Genomic DNA, 21,542 nt, shown 5'->3' with positions numbered 1-21,542 from the left:
GGCGTGTCTTTTTATATGAATTATCTTTTCATTTAGCTTAGCTATAGTTACGTGTGCCAACCGAAACATTACTTACTGTATCATTTGCACAACAACGTACAGACTGTGAATAGCAGCTTAAGAATTTTATAATAATCAAAACCAAATAAAGTAGTTTGATGGATTTATCGCTATTATGATTACCTAATACTATAACGATTGAATACAAAAGAATTATATAGCTGCTGTTTGAGCAAATGAATGATATAAATAAAAAATTAAGGGGAGAGCCATATTATGGATATTATTAGCCATTTGACACGCACCGTCAGCCCAGCCGTATTGGAAGATGACCGTAGCCTAGCTAAGAAAAATCTATTAGAGCAGTTTTATGCCATTTTTGCTGCTCGCCTTGCAGACAATGATACTTTTAGCCGCTTTGCCAACGAAAACATTGCCCGTGATGACAACGCTTTTTATGATCGTGTATGGACAGAAGGAGCACACCGCGACCAAATTTCTCTTGAACTGGCAGGCAAACACAATGTCGATGCAACTGCCTCGCGTGGTTTAATTGCGATGGCAGCGCCACTGGCTTTTCATGAGATCAAAAGCTTAGCTGGTACCACGCCCGTTCCACAATTTTTGAATGACAACCTGAACAGTTACCAGCATCATATCCCTGCATGGGCGGGTACTGTTTTGCCTGCTAGTGCAGTCGCTGCCACTTCTACTGCAGCTGGCACACCAATTTCTGATACCACCAGCACAGCGCCATTGCAAAAAGAAGAAGAGCCAAAAGAGAGCTTCATGAAAGCGCTGCTACCTATTATTGGTTTGATTATCTTGGGTGCATTGGCTTGGGCACTACTCAGAGGCTGTCAAGAAAACCCTGAGCCTGTAGCAACGCCAGCGGCTACAGTACAGCAAGGGGCGCAAGGTAATGAGGTAGTAGCGGTTGCAGGTGCGATTGAGCCTGCGTCACTGAGTATCGCAACTGGTGAAAATAGCGAGCTGTATGCTTGTCGTATGAGTGTAGGTGATGAGACATTACAAACCAATGTTATGAATGCTTTGACTGGTGCATTTGGTGACGAAGCTAATAAATGCCGTGCTGACGTTGATGATAATTTTGCAGTAGATATGCCAGCATCTGCTCAGTTGGCAACGATATTACCAATTATCAAAAATGTACCGAACGCGAGTATGATTATCAAAGGCGATAACATTACTGTTAATGCTCCTGATGAAGCCGCATTGGACAAGTTGGTTGCTGACTTACAAGCAGCTGCTCCTGCCATGACGGTTCAAGCTGAAGGCCCATTAGATTTACAAGGCGAGATTGATGACAGTCTGGCTGCTGCAGATGTGGCGATGACCAATCTAGGTGAAAACCCAGATCCACGTGATGTTGCTCGTGCTTTGAGTATTCAGGTGATTAACTTTCAAGTAGATGAAGCGGTTATACCTGAAGTCAATAAGGCGCTGCTAGACCGTGCTGCAGAAATCATCAATAATGTACCTGATATGAAGCTGATGATTGTCGGTCATACGGACAGTCAAGCCTCTGATACCTATAATATGGAGCTGTCTCAGGAGCGTGCTGAGTCAGTGAAATCGTATCTAGTGTCTAAAGGGGTTGATGCTAGTAAATTAACGACCAAAGGCATGGGCGAATCAGAACCAATCGCGGACAATTCAACTGAACAAGGTCGCTTCCGCAATCGCCGTATTGAATTTATGGTCAATGACGAGGTTGTTAGTGCAAACGATGGCATGATGATAAACAGTGATTCGCTAGATCCAGATATGAACCCATTAGATAGTAACAATGACGATTTGTTACCAGATGGCGATGACGCTACCCAAGGTACTGCGGTAGATCCAACCAACTAATCTATTTGTTCTTATTTTGATTATAGTAGCCAAATGACAAAAACCGCATCTTATAAAGGTGCGGTTTTCTGTATGCTACTCGATGATAGTTAAGTAAGCTATTATTTATATAGAGTAGGATCTGTTGATTCTTTAGCAGTCTGAGCATCAGCTTGCGCATCAAAAAAAGTCTGAGTAACATTTTGCTTGGCTTGCTGCCAGTATTCAAATTGCTGGCAAGTAGATTCAAGGTCGCCTTGCCATGTTGGGATGTTGCCGCGCATAGTTTTGATACGTTGCTGGTTAGGGTAAGGCAGATCTTGCGCAGCTTTAGCCGCCTCATGAGCAGCCACACGGTCATTGCATACGAGGGCAATATCACAACCAGCATCAATGGCCACTTTTACGCGAGCACTGACATCACCAGCCGCCTTTGCACCTGCCATCGATAAATCATCAGAGAAAAGTACCCCGTCAAATTTAAGCTCATCTCGAATGATATCTTGTAGCCAAATTTTGGAGAATCCTGCTGGCTTGTCGTCTACTTGCGAAAATATCACGTGTGCTGGCATAAGAGCGTCCAGACTATGTAGTGTTTGAGCAAAAGGTTGCATATCGCTATTGACGATTTCATCTAAGCTACGTGTGTCAATGGCTTCTGATACGTGCGAGTCAGGAGCGATGGCTCCATGACCGGGGAAGTGTTTACCAGTGGTTGCCATACCAGCCGCTTTCATTCCGCGCATAAACTGTGTTGCAAGCGCAGTGATGGCTTGCGGCTCATGATGAAAGCTGCGATCACCGATGACTTGGCTAATACCATCTCTGTCCAGTACGGGTGCAAAGCTCAAATCGATTCCTACAGCCAACACTTCAGCTGCCATTAGATAACCGCAATCGTAGGCACAGCTAAGTGCTTGATTTGGGTCTTGATTGAATAGCTCACCCAGTCGACCCATAGCAGGTAAGGGCGTGAAACCTTCACGTAGCCTCGCGACTCGTCCACCTTCTTGGTCCACACCGATAAGTATGTCTTGATTGTGATAACGTATATCATCGCATAGTGCTCTGACTTGGGCCGCATCTGTGACGTTACGACCAAACAATATTACTCCGCCGACCTGTGCTTGTTTAATCAAGCTGACATCTTCAGCGGTCAAAGCGGTACTATCGATATCTATCATTAAAACGCCGTACATCGCTTGTTCCTTATTATTTTATATATGGTTATATTATGAGGGTGACTGACTATACCTGTCTTATCGCTTAGCAGTCATTGTTCAGATATCTTATTATGACAGTTATTATTAACTGAGCATAATGTGGCAGATTATCGGGGTCAAATCAATTTGCTAATAGCTATTAAGTTTAGTCATTAAATCGATGTTCATAGCTTCCAATTGCTATGCATGATAAAAGTGATAGAAAGTTTGGTATGTACAAACGTAGCGTGTAAGATTGCTTATACAGTTTGAGACAGTTCAGTATTTATGCGCGTGATAATATTGATTGATTTTTGACTATATATCAGTATTTAATGATGCATAAAGTATAAGAATAAAACACACAGCATTTATAGGTCATAACAGATTCGAGCATTACTAATCCTGATGAATTACCCAATACTATTAACTTCAAATAACTAGGTACATATGATGAAAAAACAACCAGCACAGTGGTTACTCAGTGCAGCGTCAGTGGGCATCGCCGGTATTATCTTGACCCAAAGCTACGGTACTGCAGTCGCCGAGACCAACACGGGAAGTTTCGTTCAGACCCCTGAGCAAAAGGTCACCACCCGTCAAGTAGCCGCCTTGCTGGATCGCAGTCATTATCTTAATCAGCCTTTAGATAGCAAGACCGGTAGCGAAATCCTATCAATGTATATTGATAGCCTTGACCCAAACCATACATTATTTCTGCAATCTGATGTCGATGAGCTGAAGAAAAAACACGCTGAAGACTTTGGTGCTCGTTTAAAGCAAGGTGATCTATCTGCAGGGGTAGAGGTGTTTGATCGTTATCGTAAACGCTCAAACGAGTACTTTGCGATGGCCACCAAGATGCTCAAAAAAGATATTGATTTGACAGGTAATGACACAATCATTCTTGATCGTGAAAAACTCGGCCATTTTAAAACCAAAAAAGAGCAGCGCGATTACTGGGAACGTCAGTTAAAGTTTCAGTTGATGAGCATTACGCTCGGTCAGGAAGACGAAAAAGCCAAAGAGAAAGTATTTTTAAGCAATCCAGATATCACTCGTGGGCAAGACTTGGTACGTAACGATGAGCGTACGCCAAATGAGATTTTGCAAAATCGTTTGTCGCGTCAACAAGAGCAGTTTAAGCGTCTCAAAGATGATGAAATCATGGAAACCATCTTAAATACGGCGATGCTGACCTATGATCCGCACAGTAATTACTATGCACCGATTCAAGCGACGGAATTGCAAATCCAGTCTAGTCTTCAGTTGGAAGGTATTGGTGTCTCTATTCGTCCAGATCGCAAAAATCCGGATTATACCCGTATTGTGACTTTGGTCGATGGTGGTCCAGCCGCTAAGTCAGGTCAGATTAAGCCCAATGATTTGATCGTTGGTATCGCAAAAGATGGCGAAACCATGATGGACGTGGTTGGCTGGTCAACGCGTGAAATTGTCAGCTTGATTCGTGGTAAACGCGGTACATCGGTCACACTGAAACTACGTCAACCCAACACGCCAGATGCTAGCGCCCGTACGGTCACGGTAGTACGAGACATTATTCAGCAAGAAGAATCTGGCGTCACTCAGCGAGTGGTAGAAGTGCAGCGTCCTAATATTGATAAGACACCAAAGCGTATTGGCGTACTTGAGATACCGAGCTTTTATCTAAACTATCGTGCACGTCGTAATGGTGAAGACTACCGTAGCGTCAGTATCGATACTGAAAAAGCACTAAAAGAGTTGAATAAACAAAATATCGATGGTCTAGTGGTTGATTTGCGCAATAACCCTGGTGGCTCATTAGATGAAGTTGCCAAGATGTTAGGTTTCTTTATTAAGAGTGGACCACTAGTACAGATTCGTGATAATCGCGGTAACATTCAAGTGTATCGCGACAACGATGGCGGCGAGCAGTTGTATGATGGCAAAATGTCGGTTATTACCAATTTAGCATCAGCCTCAGCCAGTGAAATCTTTGCCGCAGCTATTCAAGACTATGGTCGCGGATTAGTAGTTGGTAGTACGACGACTGGTAAAGGCTCGGCGCAAATTCAGCTCGATAGCTTAGCTTTAGGCTCTGCCACCTTAACTCAGCGTAAGTTTTATCGTGTGACTGGCGGTAGTACACAGAATAAAGGTGTCGTACCAGACGTTGAGCTAGTCAATATCTATGACGATGCGACCTTTGGCGAGCGCGCTCAGAAAAAAGCATTGCCTTGGGACACTATCAGAACAGCACCATATAAGCCTGAAGGGAAGTTTACCAGTGATACATTGGCGACGCTCAATCAACAGTCTAAGATTCGCCAACAAAAAGACCCGCAGTTTACTTATCTGTCGACGCTAAATGATATTCGTAACATGGATGATGAAAAGAAACCTGTTCGATTAGATATCAATAGTCGCCGAGCTAAAATGCAACTAATTGAAAAACGTTCATTAGAAGCAGAAAACAAGCGCCTTATCGCAACTGGTGAGCGTCCGTACTCTAACTGGAATACTTATCAAGCAGCGATGGACGCAAAATTTGAAGAACGTAGCCGTATGAAAGCAGCTGAACGTCCAGAATTACCAGAGGATGAAGCGTTTATCAATGAGGCAGCTTACCTGATGCTCAGCGCTGAACCTAAGACAATGCTTAGCCCTGAAGAAAAGCTATAATGTGAAGTTATTATAGCGTTACGTAATCTATGTAAGCATATGCTTACATAGATTGACGTTTAGACCTCTTACCAACGAAGGGTCAATCTGCGACTATAACTGTACGGCACGATTGAACGAAACGGTTCATTGATACTAGGGATTGGTATCTTAAAGGTCGCACTAGGGATAAGTAGTTTGCTGATTAAGGATGATAAGGCTGGATGCCTGTCAGTTATGAGATGCCCCGGGATTAGGTATCACGTAACGCTAACATGGATGGTTGGTAATAAAAGCCGCATGACGCTTGTCGTTATGCGGCTTTGTTACGTCTGGATATTAATAATTTTTATGGCGGATTCTTTAAATAGATAGTATTCAAGTTAATCATATTTATATTAATTCGAAACTTGCCATGAGATAAGCATAAAAAAAGGCCAGTAACCTTATCGGCTACTGGCCTTTTAGATTAGAGAATAAATTTAATAATTTATCATCTAACTATTGTCACTATACTCTAGAAGAGATTAGTGCTCAACGCCACCTGCACCATGTACATGGCCATGGTTTAGTTCGTCTTCAGTTGCTGCACGTACTTCTTGGATTTCAACATCAAATGTCAAACGCTTGCCAGCCAATGGATGGTTTGCATCAACAGTCACTTCTTGATCGTTTACAGCAGTTACGGTAACCAACATTACTTGGCCGCCAGCTTCTGACTGGAACTGCATACCAGGCTGAATGTCATCAACGCCTTGGAAGTTGTCACGTGGTACATGCTGTACTGCTTGCTCTTGGTATTCGCCGTAGCCATCAGCAGGTTCAACGACTGCATTAACTTTTTCGCCAGCAGACTTACCTTCTAATTGTGCTTCTAGGCCTGGGATAATGTTGCTGTGACCATGTAGATAAGCAAGTGGCTGACCTTCTGGTGACTGGTCAAGGATATTGCCTTCGTCGTCTTTTAGTGTGTAATTGAATTTGACGGCAGTGTCTTTTGCGATAGTAGTCATAAAATATCCTAAATATATCTATGTAAAAAATTAAATACGGTTGCAATAAACCTAAAAAAGCCAATCTGCAAGCCAAAAGGCCACGTCATTAGTCAATTATCATCAGTTTATTAAAGTAACTTTAGCAGTTAGCATCTTTAATTGAGATGGCCCACATAACTTTCAAGGCAAAAAACATAAAAAATGCCAATTAATGCCACAATTTACAATAATAACTGCTATTTTCTATAGTTAATGCATAGCTATTGGCTATTCATGGTTTAGGAGTTGCTTTTTTAGAGCAGGACTTCTAGCATAATTATAAAAATAAGGATGAGAGATACGATGACTGCATTTGCCAATACCACTACTAAACAACCAGCGAGCAATGTTTCAACCAATCATGATGATACTAAGGCTAAAACGATAGTTGATATAAGCTATCAATTTGATTTTGCCCGTTTCTACGAGCATTTGGTCGATGTATCCCTAAGCTTTACAGCAGTAACCGATGCGCCGCAGCTTTGGTTACCAGCGTGGATACCAGGCAGTTATCTAATGCGCGAGTTTGCTCGAAACATCACTGCGGTACATTATCAAATAGTAGAGGCTCAAACAGCGGATAGTAACAAGCAACCAGAAACTTATCGCGCGCAAAAAATTGACAAAAATACATGGCAGCTGCCAACTGTGCAAGCAGGGCAGACGGTCATCGTCGAGTACGAAGTCTATTGCTATGACTTGTCTGTACGTACAGCCTATGTCGATCAGCAACGACTTTATGGCAATTTCACTTCACTTGCGCTCGCCATCGAAGGGCAAGAGCAATCACCTGCCCAAGTTAGCTTAATCGTTCCTGAGACATTTTTTGTAGACAAAGAAAGTAGCAGAGTACTGTTAGCCTGTGGTTTGGACGCTACTCACCTGCATTTTGATCAGCAGCAAAAAGGCAGTCAGCAAGCGAATAGTCAGCACATTTATAAGTTACAGGCAGCTAATTATCACGAGCTGATTGATTATCCATTCGAAATCGCGGAGCAAGAAAAGTTTGATTTTATTATTCATGATAATGAGCATCAGACGCTACATCATAGCTTTTACCTGTCAGGTAAGCAGAATGCTAACCTAGGTCGATTGCAGCAAGATATTACTCAGATTTGTCAGACCTACGTAGATTGGTTAGGCGATGCGCCGTTTGACGATTATACGTTTATGACCTTTGCCAGTGGTCAAGACTATGGTGGGCTTGAGCATATTAACTCTACTAGCCTTATCACCCCGCGAAATGACTTACCCAACACTAATGAGCCAAAGTTACCGAGTACAGATTATCAGCGGTTTTTAGGCTTGTGTAGCCATGAGTATTTTCACTCATGGTGGGTGAAGACGGTGCGTCCTGATGTCATGATCGATGTCGATTTACGGCGTGAGGCATTTACACCATTACTTTGGGTGTTTGAAGGGTTTACGTCTTATATCGATGACTTTATGTTGCAAGCGTCAGGTGTGATTGATAAAGCCAATTATCTGCGACTGCTAGCCGAGCAAGTCAATCGCTATTATCAGACCCCAGGGCGCGGTAATCAAAGCGTGGCAGAGTCGAGCTTTGATGCTTGGATTAAACTGTATCGTACCGATGAAAATACAGGCAATGCGGGTATCAGTTACTATAATAAGGGCGCGTTGGTAGCTCTATGTCTGGATCTAATCTTACTCAAAAATAGCGACGGTCGTTATCGTTTGTTTGATGTAGTCAAAGCTTTTTATACTCAAGCCAAGCAGAACGACAGTAAGCGAATTGGTATCAGTAGTGCTGATATGGGCTCCGTCATTGAGCAGTTTATGCCGCTAGCAGAATGGGAAGATTTTGAACGCCGTTACGTCAATGGGGTAGAAGAGCTGCCAATTGAAGCTTTACTAGTGGCAAACGGTGTCAAAATACAGGCGAATACTAAAGAAACGGCTGACAAGCATGTGCCTTGGGGTATGCGATGTAACGAAACGCCAGCTGGGCTCAAGGTAAATCGTGTGATGCGAGATAGTATTGCCGCTAAAGCTGGTATTTCAGCACATGACGTTATTATCGCGATTGACGGCATCAAAGCGGATACGAAACAACTTACCGGCTTGGTTAATACGGCGCATCCTGTTGAATGCTATTTATTCCGCCGTGATGAGCTGATGTGTGTTCAGGTTCAACCCGAAACGACAACTAAAGTGAAGCCGCGAGGTGTGACAACTGGCATGACTGGAGCAGTACCTACTCATAAAGTAAGCCTACGCTTAGCAAAAGGAGATAAGACTCTAGAGAATGATAATGAGCAATTAAAAGGTGAGGCAGGTTGGGAGACATGGCTTAATGTTATGAAACGATAGCCTCAATGCTATATCAAATACCTTTCCATACGAAAAACCCTTCCATATAAAAAACCCTCTTCCGAGCAATCATGCTTAGAAGAGGGTTTTTTAATCAATTTTAATATTGTAGATATATCCAAGCAACTTAAATGCTCGATAGGTCAGAGGTTGGCGAGAAGATATACGTTTACTGCTCTTTGGCTCTGTTATCTAGGTTATCTAGGTTCTGATTATCGGTAGTTTCAGGCTCAATATTTTCATCTACAGAGCTATCGTCTTCGTCGCTACTTGCAGCCTCAAGCGCAGCAATCCAGTTTTTCATCACATCAATTTCAGTTTGCTGGGTATCAATGACGTCTTGCGCCAACTGACGCATCTCTTCATCTGTCCCATATTCGAGCTGAACTTTTGCCATATCAACAGCGGCAATATGATGCGGTAGCATGCCGCGTGCAAATGCCATATCAGGTACAGGATCAGCCACACCCAAAGTCATTTCGCCATGCATATTTTCCATGCTCTTAGCATATGCTTGCTGCATCGCCACAGTATTTGGCTTAGGTTTGGCAGCATCAGGGTGGCTAGCCAGCCACTTGTTTAAGACGTCGATTTCAGCTTGCTGTGCCGTAATGACATCTTGAGCAAGTTGGCGCATCGCTTCGTCAGTACCATACTTGAGCTCTATTTTTGCCATATCTACCGCGCCGCGATGATGTCCCAACATGCCTTTAGCGAAAGCGGTGTCAGGATCGTTATACCCCATCCCAATCATCATCTCGTCATGCATTCTAGTCATTGATCTCGTATAGTCTCTGAGCATATCGCTCATTTGAGACTCATCATTGACACTGTTATCGCTGTCATTTGTTAGAGTGTCGTCTGCCATACCGTCATGCTCAGCATGTGGCATATCAGTCACTGGCGGTGAGGTTTCTTCTGCAGGATTTGATTGGTTGTCCTCAGTCGTTGGCTGACAGGCGCTCAATACAAGCGCTGCAGAAATGCTAGTGACCAACGAAAGAAAACGACGAGAAGCAATCATGACATATCCCTATTGTGAAAAAACCAAACGATAAATGGATAATACCTATTATACATAATCAATTACGTGCTGAATGTTAGCAGATAAACCTTACTCATTCGAGACACTATGTTTAACAGGTCGTAATATATTAATATTGAAGCTTTCTATTAGGGGCTAAATAGCCAAACAGTGTGAATTAATCAACAGTATCTGAACTTAAAACCATCTAAGCTAACTAGAAATACCTAGCTGACGACAGTGTTCGCTAGTTAGATGAACGCGTACAAATTCTCCAACAGCTAACTCACCTAGCTCAAACCCTGCCACTGACCAACGTATCAAACGCAGACAAGGCAGACCGACATGAGCGGTCATGCGTCTAACTTGGCGATTTTTCCCTTCATATATTGTCAGCATTAGCCATGAGTCCGGTACGCTTTTACGCTCACGTATTGGTGGATTACGTTGCCAGAGTACCATTGGTAGCTCATCTTCACTGACGTGTTTGACCTCAGCAGGTAGCGTTTTACCATCTTTTAAAACCACGCCACGTTTAAGCTTATTGATTTGCTCAGCAGTAGGGATTCCTTCTACTTGCACTAAATAAGTTTTACCTTGTTTGCGCCCTGCATTGGCTTTTGGCGGATGAGTAATTGCTTTATTAACGCGACCATCATCGGTCAAAATCAGCAAGCCCTCCGAAGTGGCATCTAGCCTACCAGCAACTCGCAAAGCCTTATCGGTAAAGTATTGCGATAGGGTGGTGTGATCGTTATTACTGTCATCTCTAAACTGACTTTGCACGCCGTAAGGCTTATTGAATAAGATGAGACTAGAAGTAGACATAAAACGGTGTTTCCTAGTTTTTGATGGACAATGAATCATTGTAGCGTATGTTTTGTGATGTAGAGCTAGTATTAAGCGACAAGACTAAAGGCGATATATTTAATGTGCTGTATGCCACATGACCTGCTACAAAAGTAGGACAGCGCTCGTATAAATTTGCTGTTATCCTAAATCCGCATTCTGATAGTGGTATTTATATTTTTAATAGAGAAAAATCTACTATCTGCAAGCGATAATTATTGTTTGGGTATTTATTTTAATTTTTTTAGCTTCGAGTTATTTTTAACATTGTTCAAATCAATGACGCAAGTGTCGTGCTCATTAAAGCTTTGCTTAGCCGATAAGAGCCCAAAGCGTTACAACTATAATAAAACGGTTAGCATAACAAAGTGTTAAGTTCGCTTGCGACGTCCAACATACAACCAAGGAGTATCATCTATGTCATATGATAAGGTTATCGTGCCAAGAGACGGCGAAAAAGTGACCGTAAACGCAGATCTAACATTAAACGTCCCTAACCATCCGATTATCCCGTTTGTGGAAGGTGATGGAATCGGTGTAGATATCACGCCTGTCATGATAAAAGTAGTCAATGCTGCGGTTGATAAAGCGTATCACGGCAAGAAGTCTATCATTTGGATGGAGACGTATCTTGGTGAAAAAGCAGCGAAAGTATATGACGGCGATTATTTACCAAGCGAGACGCTAGAGATTCTAAAAGACTACGTCATTAGTATCAAGGGTCCATTGACCACACCAGTGGGTGGCGGCTTTAGTTCATTAAACGTCGCAGTGCGCCAAAACCTTGACCTGTATGTCTGCCAACGCCCCGTACGTTGGTTTGAGGGCGTGCCAAGTCCAGTGCAGCATCCAGAGCTGACCAATATGGTTATCTTCCGTGAAAACACAGAAGACATCTACACGGGTATCGAGTGGAAAGCGGGTAGTGATGATGCCAAAAAAGTTATCAATTTCTTAAGAGATGAGATGGGTGTGACCAGTATTCGCTTCCCTGAAGACTGTGGCATCGGTATCAAGCCTGTCTCAAAAGAAGGCTCTCAGCGTTTAGTACGCAAAGCGATTCAGCATGCCATCGATAATGATCTGCCAAATGTGACCCTAGTGCATAAAGGTAATATTATGAAGTTTACAGAGGGTGCGTTTAAGGACTGGGGCTATGAGCTGGCAGCAGAACGTTTTGGTGCAGAGTTATTAGATGGCGGTCCATGGATGACCATGAAAAATCCAAAAACGGGTAACGATATTATTATCAAAGACGTCATCGCTGATGCGTTTTTGCAGCAGATTTTGATGCGTCCTGCAGATTATTCTGTAGTAGCAACGCTTAACCTAAACGGTGACTATATCTCTGATGCATTAGCGGCTGAAGTCGGCGGTATTGGTATCGCACCTGGTGCAAATAAAGGCGGCGCGATTGCTGTTTATGAAGCGACGCACGGTACTGCGCCCAAGTACGCTGGTCAGAATAAAGTAAACCCAGGCTCATTGATATTGTCTGCTGAGATGATGCTTCGTGATATGGGTTGGACGGAAGCAGCTGATCTTGTTATCAGTGGTATCCAAGGGGCGATTGCCAATAAAACAGTCACGTATGATTTTGAGCGTCTGATGCCAGATGCTACCTTACTGAGTACTTCTGAGTTTGGTAAGGCGATTATTAAGCATATGGAAGCATAAGACTACTTAAACGCTAAGCATTCTATTTTATTATTATGTATTAAAAGCTGCCTGATTATATAGGTGGCTTTTTTTATTTCACTCTTTATAAAACTTTTAGAAAACACAAAAAAACACCCCAACGTTCTAAGACGGTTGAGGTGTTTTTTACTAAGACTTAAACTCGCTTAATCGCTTCTGGGTATAAAAACCAAAAGCGATTAGGCTTAATGGTTTAAGAGCAATCGCTTAAAATTATAGCGATGCCAACGTCTCGTTAAACAAAGCGCTTGGACGCATTGCTTTCTTAGCCAATTCTTCGTCAGCATAGTAGTAGCCTTTGATATCTACTGGCTTGCCTTGAGCTTGGTTAAGTTCTTTAACGATGGCTTCTTCGTTCTCTTTTAGCTTTTGCGCGAATGGTGTAAATTGCGCTTTTAGCTCGCTATCTTTATCTTGCGCTGCAAGCTCTTCTGCCCAGTACATCGCTAGATAGAAATGGCTACCACGGTTGTCCAACTCGCCCGTTTTGCGTGATGGTGACTTGTCGTTTAGTAGCAGTTTTTCTGTTGCTGTATCTAGCGTGTCTGCCAAGATTTGAGCTTTAGCATTGTTGTCGTTGTTTGCTAGATGCTCCAAAGATACCGTCAATGCCAAGAACTCACCAAGCGAATCCCAACGTAGATGGTTTTCTTCAGTCAGCTGCTCAACGTGCTTCGGTGCAGAACCACCAGCACCAGTTTCAAACAAACCGCCGCCTTTCATTAGTGGTACAACTGATAGCATCTTGGCACTGGTTCCTAGCTCTAGGATAGGGAACAAGTCAGTTAGATAATCGCGTAGGATGTTACCGGTCGCAGAGATAGTATCTAGACCACGAGCAACGCGCTCTAGGGTATAACGCATCGCACGAACCTGAGACATAATCTCGATATGTAAGCCAGTGGTATCATGATCTTTTAGATACGTTCTGACTTTTTTGATTAGCTCGTTCTCATGTGGGCGGTATGGGTCTAACCAAAAGATAACAGGCGTATCTGATTCACGAGCACGGCGTACAGCAAGTTTTACCCAGTCTTGGATAGGCTCATCTTTAACCTGACACATGCGCCAGATATCACCTTTCTCAACACGTTTTTCGAGTAATACTTCATCAGTATCAATATCGACGATACGTGCAATACCAGCATCGCTAGACTCAAAAGTCTTGTCGTGCGAGCCATATTCTTCAGCTTTTTGAGCCATTAGGCCAACGTTAGGAACGGTGCCCATTGTTTTTGGATCAAAGTTACCATGCCATTTGCAGAAGTTGATCATTTCTTGGTAAATACGCGCAAAGGTAGACTCTGGCATGACGGCTTTACAGTCATACATTTTGCCATCAGCGCCCCACATTTTACCGCCTGAACGAATCATCGCTGGCATAGAAGCATCGACGATTACATCACTTGGAGAATGGAAGTTGGTGATACCTTTTGAAGAGTCAACCATGGCCAGACGTGGGCGATGCTCTTGACATGCATGTAGATCACGCTCAATCTCTTCACGCTTTGAAGCTGGTAGCGTTGAGATCTTGTCGTACAAATCTGCCATACCGTTGTTGACGTTGATACCTAGCTCATCAAAGAAAGCACCATGTTTCTCAAAGGCTTCTTTGTAGTAGATTCTAACTGCATGACCAAAGACGATAGGATGTGAGACTTTCATCATGGTTGCTTTTACATGTAATGAGAACAAGATACCAGCTTCGCGGCAATCTTCCATTTCACGCTCATAAAACTCTAACAATGCTTTTTTGCTCATGACCATTAGGTCGATGACTTCTTTATCAAGCAAAGCAATTTTAGGCTTTAATACTTTTTGAGTACCGTCATCAAGTAACAACTCCATACGTACCGTACGAGCTTTATCTAATGTCATAGATTGCTCGCCATCGTAGAAGTCGCCGCCATGCATGTGTGATACATGCGTGCTTGACCATTGCTTCCATTCACCCATAGAGTGTGGATGCTTGCGTGCGTAGTTTTTAACTGCTTTAGGCGCGCGGCGATCTGAGTTACCTTCACGCAGTACTGGGTTCACTGAACTGCCTAAGCTTTTGCCATAACGCTTGCGTAGCTCTTTTTCTTCGTCAGTTTGTGGATCTTCTGGGAAGTTAGGGATAGCATAGCCTTTGCTCTGTAGCTCTTTGATAGCGGCTTTTAACTGCTGTACAGAAGCACTGATGTTTGGCAGTTTGATGATATTGGTGTTTGGATCTTGAGTCAGACGACCTAGCTCAGCTAAGTTGTCCGGAACACGTTGCTCTTCGGTCAAGTATTCAGGGAATTCAGCCAATATACGCGCTGCAACAGAGATATCGCTGGTTTCAACTTCAACGCCTGCTGTTTTTGTGAATGCTTCGACAATAGGTAAGAACGACAGAGTCGCCAGCGCTGGGGCTTCGTCAGTTTTTGTATAAATAATTTTTGACATTTTAGTTAGATCTTCCTTTAGGCTGTAGTTAATAATAAAGCTCAAATATAGTGTTGAATATGCGTCAATGATACTATGCAATAATCCATGATATGGTTAGAACAAGTACTTCATATGTAGCTTCTTAGAAATTTTTAAGACAGGTCAGACATTTTCTTTTAATAATATTCATGAAAAAAGCATTTAAAGGCAACACGTTAACAGTCGGCGCAAAATTGCCTAAAAGTGTGTCACTGACGCTACATTATAATCAATCCACTATAAATCCGATAGGATGTCAATCGTATACCATGAACTAAGTATACTGTTTTAGCTCGTATCCTATGGTTTCGAATTATACTAAGCTAATAACAACCTTATTCTACCAGTCATCGGCTTCGATATCATCTTTTCCATACAACTACTGTTTTTTCATGATGTTTTATATTGATCTTACTGCCCATGAGCACAGTCGTACAAACCACCCGCGTTATCGTTGGTGGTTTTTTATTGGATGCAGATAAGTTTTTGCAAATTGTGACAGCAATGACGTAAAAATTTGCTAGTCTAGATCATCAATAGATTGGTTATCGATAAATATATCGCGATTATAATAGTGACGGTGAATATGAGTTTAGAGTATGCGCTGATTAATGATACCAGCTGGCAGAGCCAAACAGAGTGGCAGACGCCAGATACCCCTTTTATGTCATTTGCTTTTTGGCAAGCGTTGACTGACACCGGAGCAATTGGTGAGCAGGCAGGGTGGCTACCGATATTTATTTTAGTAAATCGTGTCACAGACTATGCCGATAGTGAAGATAGCACCGATACCTTAGTAGATAGCGCGGCAGAAAATACATTGCAACCTGTGGCTGTCATGCCAGTATTTATAAAAGGTCATCATCGTGGTGAGTTTGTATTTGATCATGCATGGGCTGAAGCTTATGCGCGCTATGGCGTTGATTATTATCCGCGATTGGTCACTAGCGCACCATATACACCGATTACTGGCCAAAGGATTTGGTTGGCAAAAGGTGAAACTTTGAATGAGGATATCCTCAAAATAGCCATCGCAGGTATCGATGATATCGCTCAACAAGTGGGTGCTTCCAGCTGGCATGGACTATTTGTGACACCAGAGCTTGCCTCTATCGCCACCGCATCTATACCAACTGAAATTGATGTAGAGCTTGCCATAGCGGCTCAAGAAAGCGGCGTAGAGTCAGCTACTATTGAGCTACCGATATTTGAGCGTCAAGGTTGCCAGTTCTTATGGCAAAATAAAGACTTACTTAATGACAGTAAGCCATTTGCAGATTTTGATGCTTTTTTGACGACCTTGAAGGCCAAAAAGCGTAAAACCATTCGGGCTGAGCGCCGTAAAGTTGCCGAGCAAGGCATTAGTTGCCAGCGCAAGTGCGGTGATGCTATTAGCGATGCTGATTGGAAGGCTTTTTATCACTGTTATGTGATGACCTATGCAGTACGCGGACAGCAGCCTTATTTGACGATAGATTTTTTTATGGCGTTGGCAGCGAGCATGCCTGAGCATATAATGCTTGCGCAAGCACTCGACGCCAGTGGTGAGATTATCGCGAGTAGTTTGTTCTTATATTATCAACCTGATAGCGACAATGTTGATAGTGACAAGGCTGATGGCGATAATAATGCCACCTTATATGGTCGTTACTGGGGCGCGCTAGGTGAATATGACAGCTTGCATTTTGAGCTATGCTATTACCAAGGTATCGAGTTTGCTATTGAGCAAGGGTTGATGTCTTTCGATCCAGGTACTCAAGGAGAGCATAAGCTGGTACGTGGCTTTATTCCAACGACGACATATTCTATCCACCGTATCTATGATCCGCGTTTTGTACCAGCGATTGGCGATTTTTGTGTCAGAGATCGGATGCATATGGCGCAGTATCGTCAGCAGGCCTTTGAAGCTTTGCCTTTTAATGCTGACAATATGCCTGAATTTGATGGTAGTGCCTCATAGCAGTAATTTATAACGGCAATCAGCTGTGACTCACTCTGCTTCTATTTGCAAACACTTTCTAACTGTTAAACATCCTATAAAAAATACTAGCCATAAACTATGACCAGCAATTCTTTTAGTTCTACCAATGACCTACCTCCTACTGAACTCTTACCTTGGCTAAATGCTGAAGGTTCTCTCACTGCTATATTAGAAGAGAAGGCAGGGCAGCCGCTGCGCGTAAAACGCAGCTTTGAAGGCTATCGTTCGCTGACTTTAGGTCAAAAAAAGCAGCTGGGTATACGAGGCATGATGCTAAATCGTCCAGTACTCGCATGGGTACGGGAAGTGCAGCTATATGGCAATGATGACATGCCATGGGTGCAAGCACAGAGCATCTTTCCTTTAAACAGTTTAAAAGGTCAGTCTCGTCGTCTTCAGCATCTGAAAAACACACCTATCGGCTACGTGTTATTTAAGCGTCGCCGTGCCTTGCCAAATGAGCGTTTTATCAGTCATACGAGTGACGGTTGGCAACGACAAACGCGTTATGATTGGTATGGTCGCACGCTTATGATTAGTGAAACGTTCCTGCCAGCGTTCTTATGATCACTTCACTATAATAGTCACTCCACTATAAAAGTATTACTAGGTTAACCTCGCTTGAGGTATTTGATATACATCTACACTCGGCTGCCTTGTATTACCTTTAAATTGAATCGACTATATCTGGCCACGCTCAAAAATATTTTATGCTTGAATTAACATAAGAAGGCATATTGGCGAAAATATTCAGCGGGTAAACCCTTTATTTTATTGGCTATTTATCTGTGTTATATAGTCATTTAATTCGCTCATCTTAAGGTGAGGTTTTTTTGCGCTCACAGCACAAATTTTCATGTTACACTTAATCTTTCGCGATGATATTGATGCAAATGTACATCGATTTTATTGACGAATCAGTCAAGTTAACAACAGGTCAGTCGCCTGTATTTATTCTTATTTCAATCTTTGCTAATAGACTCCATTCACAATAATGGTCATACCATAAAATAGACTGCAGAAAAACAGCGTGCAGAGGTATTAATAGTACTTCAGCAACGTTGACGCAGTAGTTGTTTTATTGTGGGCAGGCTATAAGCTTCTTTTCAATGACGTTTTTTAATGACAGTCACTACTTAGGACATCACTATGTTTAAAGATATTTCTATCAAAGATTTTGATCCAGTACTTGCTGAAGCGATGGCCGCAGAAAGCGTTCGTCAAGAAAACCACATCGAGCTTATCGCCTCTGAAAACTACTGCTCACAAGCAGTGATGGAAGCACAAGGTACTGACCTTACCAACAAATACGCAGAAGGCTATCCTGGCAAGCGTTACTATGGTGGTTGTGAGCATGTGGACGTAGTTGAGCAATTGGCTATTGACCGTGCTAAAGAGTTGTTCGGTGCAGAGTATGTGAACGTTCAGCCGCATTCTGGTAGCCAAGCAAACTCAGCCGTGTTTTTAGCATTGCTAGAAGCAAATGACACTGTATTAGGCATGAGCTTAGATGCTGGTGGTCACTTGACCCATGGTGCACACATCAACTTCTCAGGTTTGAACTACAATGCCGTACAATACGGATTGGTAGATGGCACTGGCCTTATTGATTATGATCAAGTAGAGAGCTTGGCGCGTGAGCACAAGCCAAAAATGATCATTGCTGGTTTTTCAGCATACTCTCAAGTAGTTGATTGGCAGCGTTTCCGTGACATCGCGGACGAAGTAGGCGCGTATCTATTGGTCGATATGGCTCACGTTGCAGGCTTAGTTGCTGGCGGTGTTTATCCAAACCCAGTACCTTTCGCTGATGTGGTTACAACGACGACGCACAAAACTCTACGTGGCCCACGCTCAGGTATGATTTTGGCACGTGATGAAGTACTGGCTAAAAAGCTAAACTCAGCTGTATTCCCAGGCAACCAAGGTGGCCCGTTGATGCATGTTATCGCTGCAAAAGCGGTTTGCTTTAAAGAAGCGTTAGAAGATAACTTCAAAACGTATCAGCAGCAAGTAGTGAAAAATGCGCAAGCCATGGCAAAAGTGGTTCAAGAGCGCGGCTATGAAGTTATCTCTGGTGGTACTGAAAACCATCTAATGCTGATCAGCCTCGTTAAGCAAGAAATGACGGGTAAAGAAGCAGACAAATGGCTTGGTGAAGCGCACATTACTGTCAACAAAAATGCTGTACCAAACGATCCAAAATCACCATTCGTGACTTCTGGTATCCGTATCGGTACGCCAGCTATTACTACTCGTGGCTTCAATGAAGCACAAGCAGGTGAGTTGGCAGGTTGGATCTGTGACGTACTAGACAGCCGCGGTGATGAAGCGGTTGCTACTGAAGTACGCGCTAAAGTAGAAGCGATTTGTGCAGAATTACCAGTCTATGCTAAAAATCAGTAAACTTTAGAATGGTAATAAAAAAAACCGCTAAGCTTTTGCTTAGCGGTTTTTTTGTTATTGCTCTTTATAAATATTAGAGCATTTAACGCAAACCTATATTGGTATTGCTATTTAGCTCTTTTAATTATATTTAAGTCTGTTATTTAAACTGAAGATTATTACCGACATTTTTCGATAGATGTAGTGAGCTTGACTAAGTTTTGGTGTTAGTTTTAAGGAGCTAAGTTGATGTTTAATTAAGAAAAATGTGTAAATCTCTTTGTTTATACAAAAATATTAGTATATAGTCAGTATTGAACATTTAGTAATAATACTAATACAAATTATAATAAATAGTTACAATTTGTATTAGTATCGCTGTAATTGATTGAATAATTATATAAATATTATTTTCAATAGAGGGATTTACATGAAAAAACAATCTTTAGTCGCAACGATGCTATTACTCAGCACGACTCTTGCGCAAGCAGCAGAACAATCAGGTTTAGCAGCATTTGGAGCAGGTCTCGATGGCTTTATGGCCAATATATTTGGCTGGTTCGTCGACCTTATTTTCTTTTCAGTACCTCTTGGAGACGTCAGCTTCCCGCTTATTGTGGGTTGGTTATTAGTTGCCGCACTCGTATTCACTTTTTACTTTGGATTTATTCAGTTTCGACAAATAGGCTTGTCTCTAGATATTGTCAGAGGCAAATATACCGATCCCAATCCCGCTAATAAAGAAGAAGGCGAGGTAAGCCATTTTCAAGCCTTAGCTACTGCGTTATCAGGTACTGTTGGTCTTGGTAATATCGCAGGCGTTGGTGCAGCACTTGCTATTGGTGGACCTGGCGCTACCTTTTGGATGATTATGGTCGGCCTATTCGGTATGGCGACTAAGTTTGTAGAATGTACGCTAGGTGTCAAATACCGTACGGTACTACCATCTGGCGTCGTATCAGGTGGCCCTATGTACTACCTAAGCCGCGGTATGGCTGAACGTGGTATGGGCGGATTAGGTAAGTTTCTGGCTGTTGGTTTCGCACTCATGTGTATATTGGCAACCTTTGGTGCTGGTAACATGTTTCAGGGTAACCAAGCCTTTGCAGTGATGAGCTCTACTTTCAGCATTCCAACGGATTACAGTGTATTCTTTGGTATTGGCTTAGCATTCTTAGTCGGTATGGTTATCATTGGTGGTATGCCGCGCATCGCAACCGTTACCGAAAAAGTCGTACCTTTTATGGCCTTGTTATACATTACTATGGCGGTAATCGTACTGATTGCTAACTTTAATCATATCGGTGCTGCATTTGGCGAGATTTTCTCGGGTGCCTTCACTGGTGCTGGCGTAGCTGGTGGTTTTATCGGCGCGTTGATTCAAGGTTTAAAACGTGCAACTTTCTCTAACGAAGCGGGTGTTGGTTCAGCCGCTATTGCTCATTCAGCAGTAAAAACCAAAGAGCCTGCTACTGAAGGTTTAGTAGCGCTATTAGAGCCTTTCATTGATACGGTTGTTATCTGTACGATGACGGCACTTGTTATTACTATCTCTGGGGTGAATACTGCCGCAAACTTACAAACCCAAGCGCTTACTGGTGTGGATCTAACCCGAGCAGCCTTCATGGAAACGGCGCCTATCTTCCAGTATTTCCTAGCTGTCGCGGTATTGTTGTTTGCTTTCTCAACGATGATTTCATGGTCATATTATGGTCTAAAAGCTTGGACTTACCTCTTCGGTGAAGGTAAAGGCGGCGAGATGATATACAAACTTATCTTCTTAATCTTCGTTGTTATCGGTACCATCGTACAGTTCAGCTTCGTTATCGACTTCTCAGATGCGGCTCTATTCGCGATGGCGATCTTCAACATCATCGGTCTGTACTTCTTGATGCCAATTGTGAAAAGAGAAGTTAATTCTTTCATAGCTCGTGTGAAAAGTGGTGAAATTAAGAAGTATAAATAATGGGTTTGATTGAACATTCTATTATAACTTGATGATTAAAAAAGCCCGCCAAGATGAGTCTTGGCGGGCTTTTCGATGGCTAGTATTTGTTAGATAGCTATTAAGATTTGATCTGTAC

Annotated in this window: 13 protein-coding genes; 8 read left to right on the top strand and 5 right to left on the bottom strand. The window is 42.6% G+C overall.

The genetic code is table 11. The features are described from left to right. Nucleotides 1–276: 276 nt before the first annotated feature. Nucleotides 277–1,875, top strand: a complete 1,599-nt coding sequence (locus tag ACHEVO_RS07430) for an OmpA family protein (RefSeq protein WP_394124475.1) — start codon at nucleotides 277–279, stop codon at nucleotides 1,873–1,875. A gap of 101 nt (nucleotides 1,876–1,976) precedes the next feature. On the opposite strand, the gene nagZ is transcribed toward ACHEVO_RS07430, so the two are convergent. Beyond that, on the bottom strand, nucleotides 1,977–3,053 hold the full coding sequence (nagZ, locus tag ACHEVO_RS07425; RefSeq protein ID WP_394124474.1) for a beta-N-acetylhexosaminidase: 1,077 nt from the start codon (nucleotides 3,051–3,053) through the stop codon (nucleotides 1,977–1,979). Nucleotides 3,054–3,509: 456 nt separating this feature from the next. Between nagZ and ACHEVO_RS07420 the strand changes: the two genes are divergently transcribed. Next, entirely contained in the window at nucleotides 3,510–5,720 is a 2,211-nt protein-coding gene (locus ACHEVO_RS07420; RefSeq protein WP_394124730.1) for a carboxy terminal-processing peptidase, read from the top strand. Nucleotides 5,721–6,226: 506 nt separating this feature from the next. Here the strand turns inward: ACHEVO_RS07420 and ACHEVO_RS07415 are convergent. After that, nucleotides 6,227–6,712, bottom strand: a complete 486-nt coding sequence (locus tag ACHEVO_RS07415; protein WP_057758283.1) for an FKBP-type peptidyl-prolyl cis-trans isomerase — start codon at nucleotides 6,710–6,712, stop codon at nucleotides 6,227–6,229. A gap of 324 nt (nucleotides 6,713–7,036) precedes the next feature. Here ACHEVO_RS07415 and ACHEVO_RS07410 point away from each other — a divergent pair, with 324 nt between their 5' ends. Next, nucleotides 7,037–9,067, top strand: a complete 2,031-nt coding sequence (locus ACHEVO_RS07410) for a M61 family metallopeptidase (RefSeq protein ID WP_394124473.1) — start codon at nucleotides 7,037–7,039, stop codon at nucleotides 9,065–9,067. A gap of 169 nt (nucleotides 9,068–9,236) precedes the next feature. Here ACHEVO_RS07410 and copM read toward each other — a convergent pair whose 3' ends face one another. Continuing rightward, nucleotides 9,237–10,091 (bottom strand): CopM family metallochaperone, encoded by an 855-nt coding sequence (gene copM / locus ACHEVO_RS07405; protein ID WP_394124472.1) that lies wholly within the window; start codon nucleotides 10,089–10,091, stop codon nucleotides 9,237–9,239. A gap of 213 nt (nucleotides 10,092–10,304) precedes the next feature. Further along, nucleotides 10,305–10,919, bottom strand: coding sequence for a pseudouridine synthase (locus ACHEVO_RS07400; protein WP_394124471.1), 615 nt, complete (start codon nucleotides 10,917–10,919; stop codon nucleotides 10,305–10,307). A gap of 438 nt (nucleotides 10,920–11,357) precedes the next feature. On the opposite strand from ACHEVO_RS07400, the gene icd reads away from it, so the two are divergent. Continuing rightward, a complete protein-coding gene (icd, locus tag ACHEVO_RS07395; RefSeq protein WP_179798194.1) occupies nucleotides 11,358–12,617 on the top strand; it encodes an NADP-dependent isocitrate dehydrogenase in 1,260 nt (419 codons plus the stop codon). 234 nt (nucleotides 12,618–12,851) lie between these two features. Here the strand turns inward: icd and ACHEVO_RS07390 are convergent, their stop codons facing one another. Continuing rightward, nucleotides 12,852–15,071 carry an NADP-dependent isocitrate dehydrogenase gene (locus ACHEVO_RS07390; RefSeq protein ID WP_191114679.1) on the bottom strand — a complete coding sequence of 740 codons (2,220 nt, stop codon included), beginning with the start codon at nucleotides 15,069–15,071 and terminating at the stop codon, nucleotides 12,852–12,854. Nucleotides 15,072–15,678: 607 nt separating this feature from the next. Here ACHEVO_RS07390 and ACHEVO_RS07385 point away from each other — a divergent pair. From ACHEVO_RS07385 to ACHEVO_RS07370, 4 genes are all read left to right on the top strand, one after another. Further along, complete coding sequence (locus ACHEVO_RS07385) at nucleotides 15,679–17,052, top strand: GNAT family N-acetyltransferase (protein WP_394124470.1); 1,374 nt, start codon at nucleotides 15,679–15,681, stop codon at nucleotides 17,050–17,052. A 99-nt stretch (nucleotides 17,053–17,151) separates the two neighbouring features. Next, nucleotides 17,152–17,640, top strand: coding sequence for a chorismate--pyruvate lyase family protein (locus ACHEVO_RS07380; protein WP_394124469.1), 489 nt, complete (start codon nucleotides 17,152–17,154; stop codon nucleotides 17,638–17,640). Nucleotides 17,641–18,222: 582 nt separating this feature from the next. Next, on the top strand, nucleotides 18,223–19,479 hold the full coding sequence (gene glyA / locus ACHEVO_RS07375; RefSeq protein ID WP_057758295.1) for a serine hydroxymethyltransferase: 1,257 nt from the start codon (nucleotides 18,223–18,225) through the stop codon (nucleotides 19,477–19,479). A gap of 409 nt (nucleotides 19,480–19,888) precedes the next feature. Then, nucleotides 19,889–21,424 (top strand): alanine/glycine:cation symporter family protein, encoded by a 1,536-nt coding sequence (locus ACHEVO_RS07370; protein ID WP_341609807.1) that lies wholly within the window; start codon nucleotides 19,889–19,891, stop codon nucleotides 21,422–21,424. The last annotated feature ends 118 nt before the right edge of the window (nucleotides 21,425–21,542 follow it).

Origin of the sequence: Psychrobacter nivimaris (genome assembly GCF_043419765.1) — a bacterium.
GTDB lineage: Bacteria > Pseudomonadota > Gammaproteobacteria > Pseudomonadales > Moraxellaceae > Psychrobacter.
The sequence above is the reverse complement of the archived record's forward strand: the minus strand, read 5'-3'. Positions and strand labels throughout refer to the sequence as shown.

Bases quoted from the DNA above. Each gene is read 5' to 3' on its own strand.
- ACHEVO_RS07430 (WP_394124475.1), top strand. From the start codon at position 277: ATGGATATTATTAGCCATTTGACACGCACCGTCAGCCCAGCCGTATTG.
- nagZ (WP_394124474.1), bottom strand. From the start codon at position 3,053: ATGTACGGCGTTTTAATGATAGATATCGATAGTACCGCTTTGACCGCT.
- ACHEVO_RS07420 (WP_394124730.1), top strand. From the start codon at position 3,510: ATGAAAAAACAACCAGCACAGTGGTTACTCAGTGCAGCGTCAGTGGGC.
- ACHEVO_RS07415 (WP_057758283.1), bottom strand. From the start codon at position 6,712: ATGACTACTATCGCAAAAGACACTGCCGTCAAATTCAATTACACACTA.
- ACHEVO_RS07410 (WP_394124473.1), top strand. From the start codon at position 7,037: ATGACTGCATTTGCCAATACCACTACTAAACAACCAGCGAGCAATGTT.
- copM (WP_394124472.1), bottom strand. From the start codon at position 10,091: ATGATTGCTTCTCGTCGTTTTCTTTCGTTGGTCACTAGCATTTCTGCA.
- ACHEVO_RS07400 (WP_394124471.1), bottom strand. From the start codon at position 10,919: ATGTCTACTTCTAGTCTCATCTTATTCAATAAGCCTTACGGCGTGCAA.
- icd (WP_179798194.1), top strand. From the start codon at position 11,358: ATGTCATATGATAAGGTTATCGTGCCAAGAGACGGCGAAAAAGTGACC.
- ACHEVO_RS07390 (WP_191114679.1), bottom strand. From the start codon at position 15,071: ATGTCAAAAATTATTTATACAAAAACTGACGAAGCCCCAGCGCTGGCG.
- ACHEVO_RS07385 (WP_394124470.1), top strand. From the start codon at position 15,679: ATGAGTTTAGAGTATGCGCTGATTAATGATACCAGCTGGCAGAGCCAA.
- ACHEVO_RS07380 (WP_394124469.1), top strand. From the start codon at position 17,152: ATGACCAGCAATTCTTTTAGTTCTACCAATGACCTACCTCCTACTGAA.
- glyA (WP_057758295.1), top strand. From the start codon at position 18,223: ATGTTTAAAGATATTTCTATCAAAGATTTTGATCCAGTACTTGCTGAA.
- ACHEVO_RS07370 (WP_341609807.1), top strand. From the start codon at position 19,889: ATGAAAAAACAATCTTTAGTCGCAACGATGCTATTACTCAGCACGACT.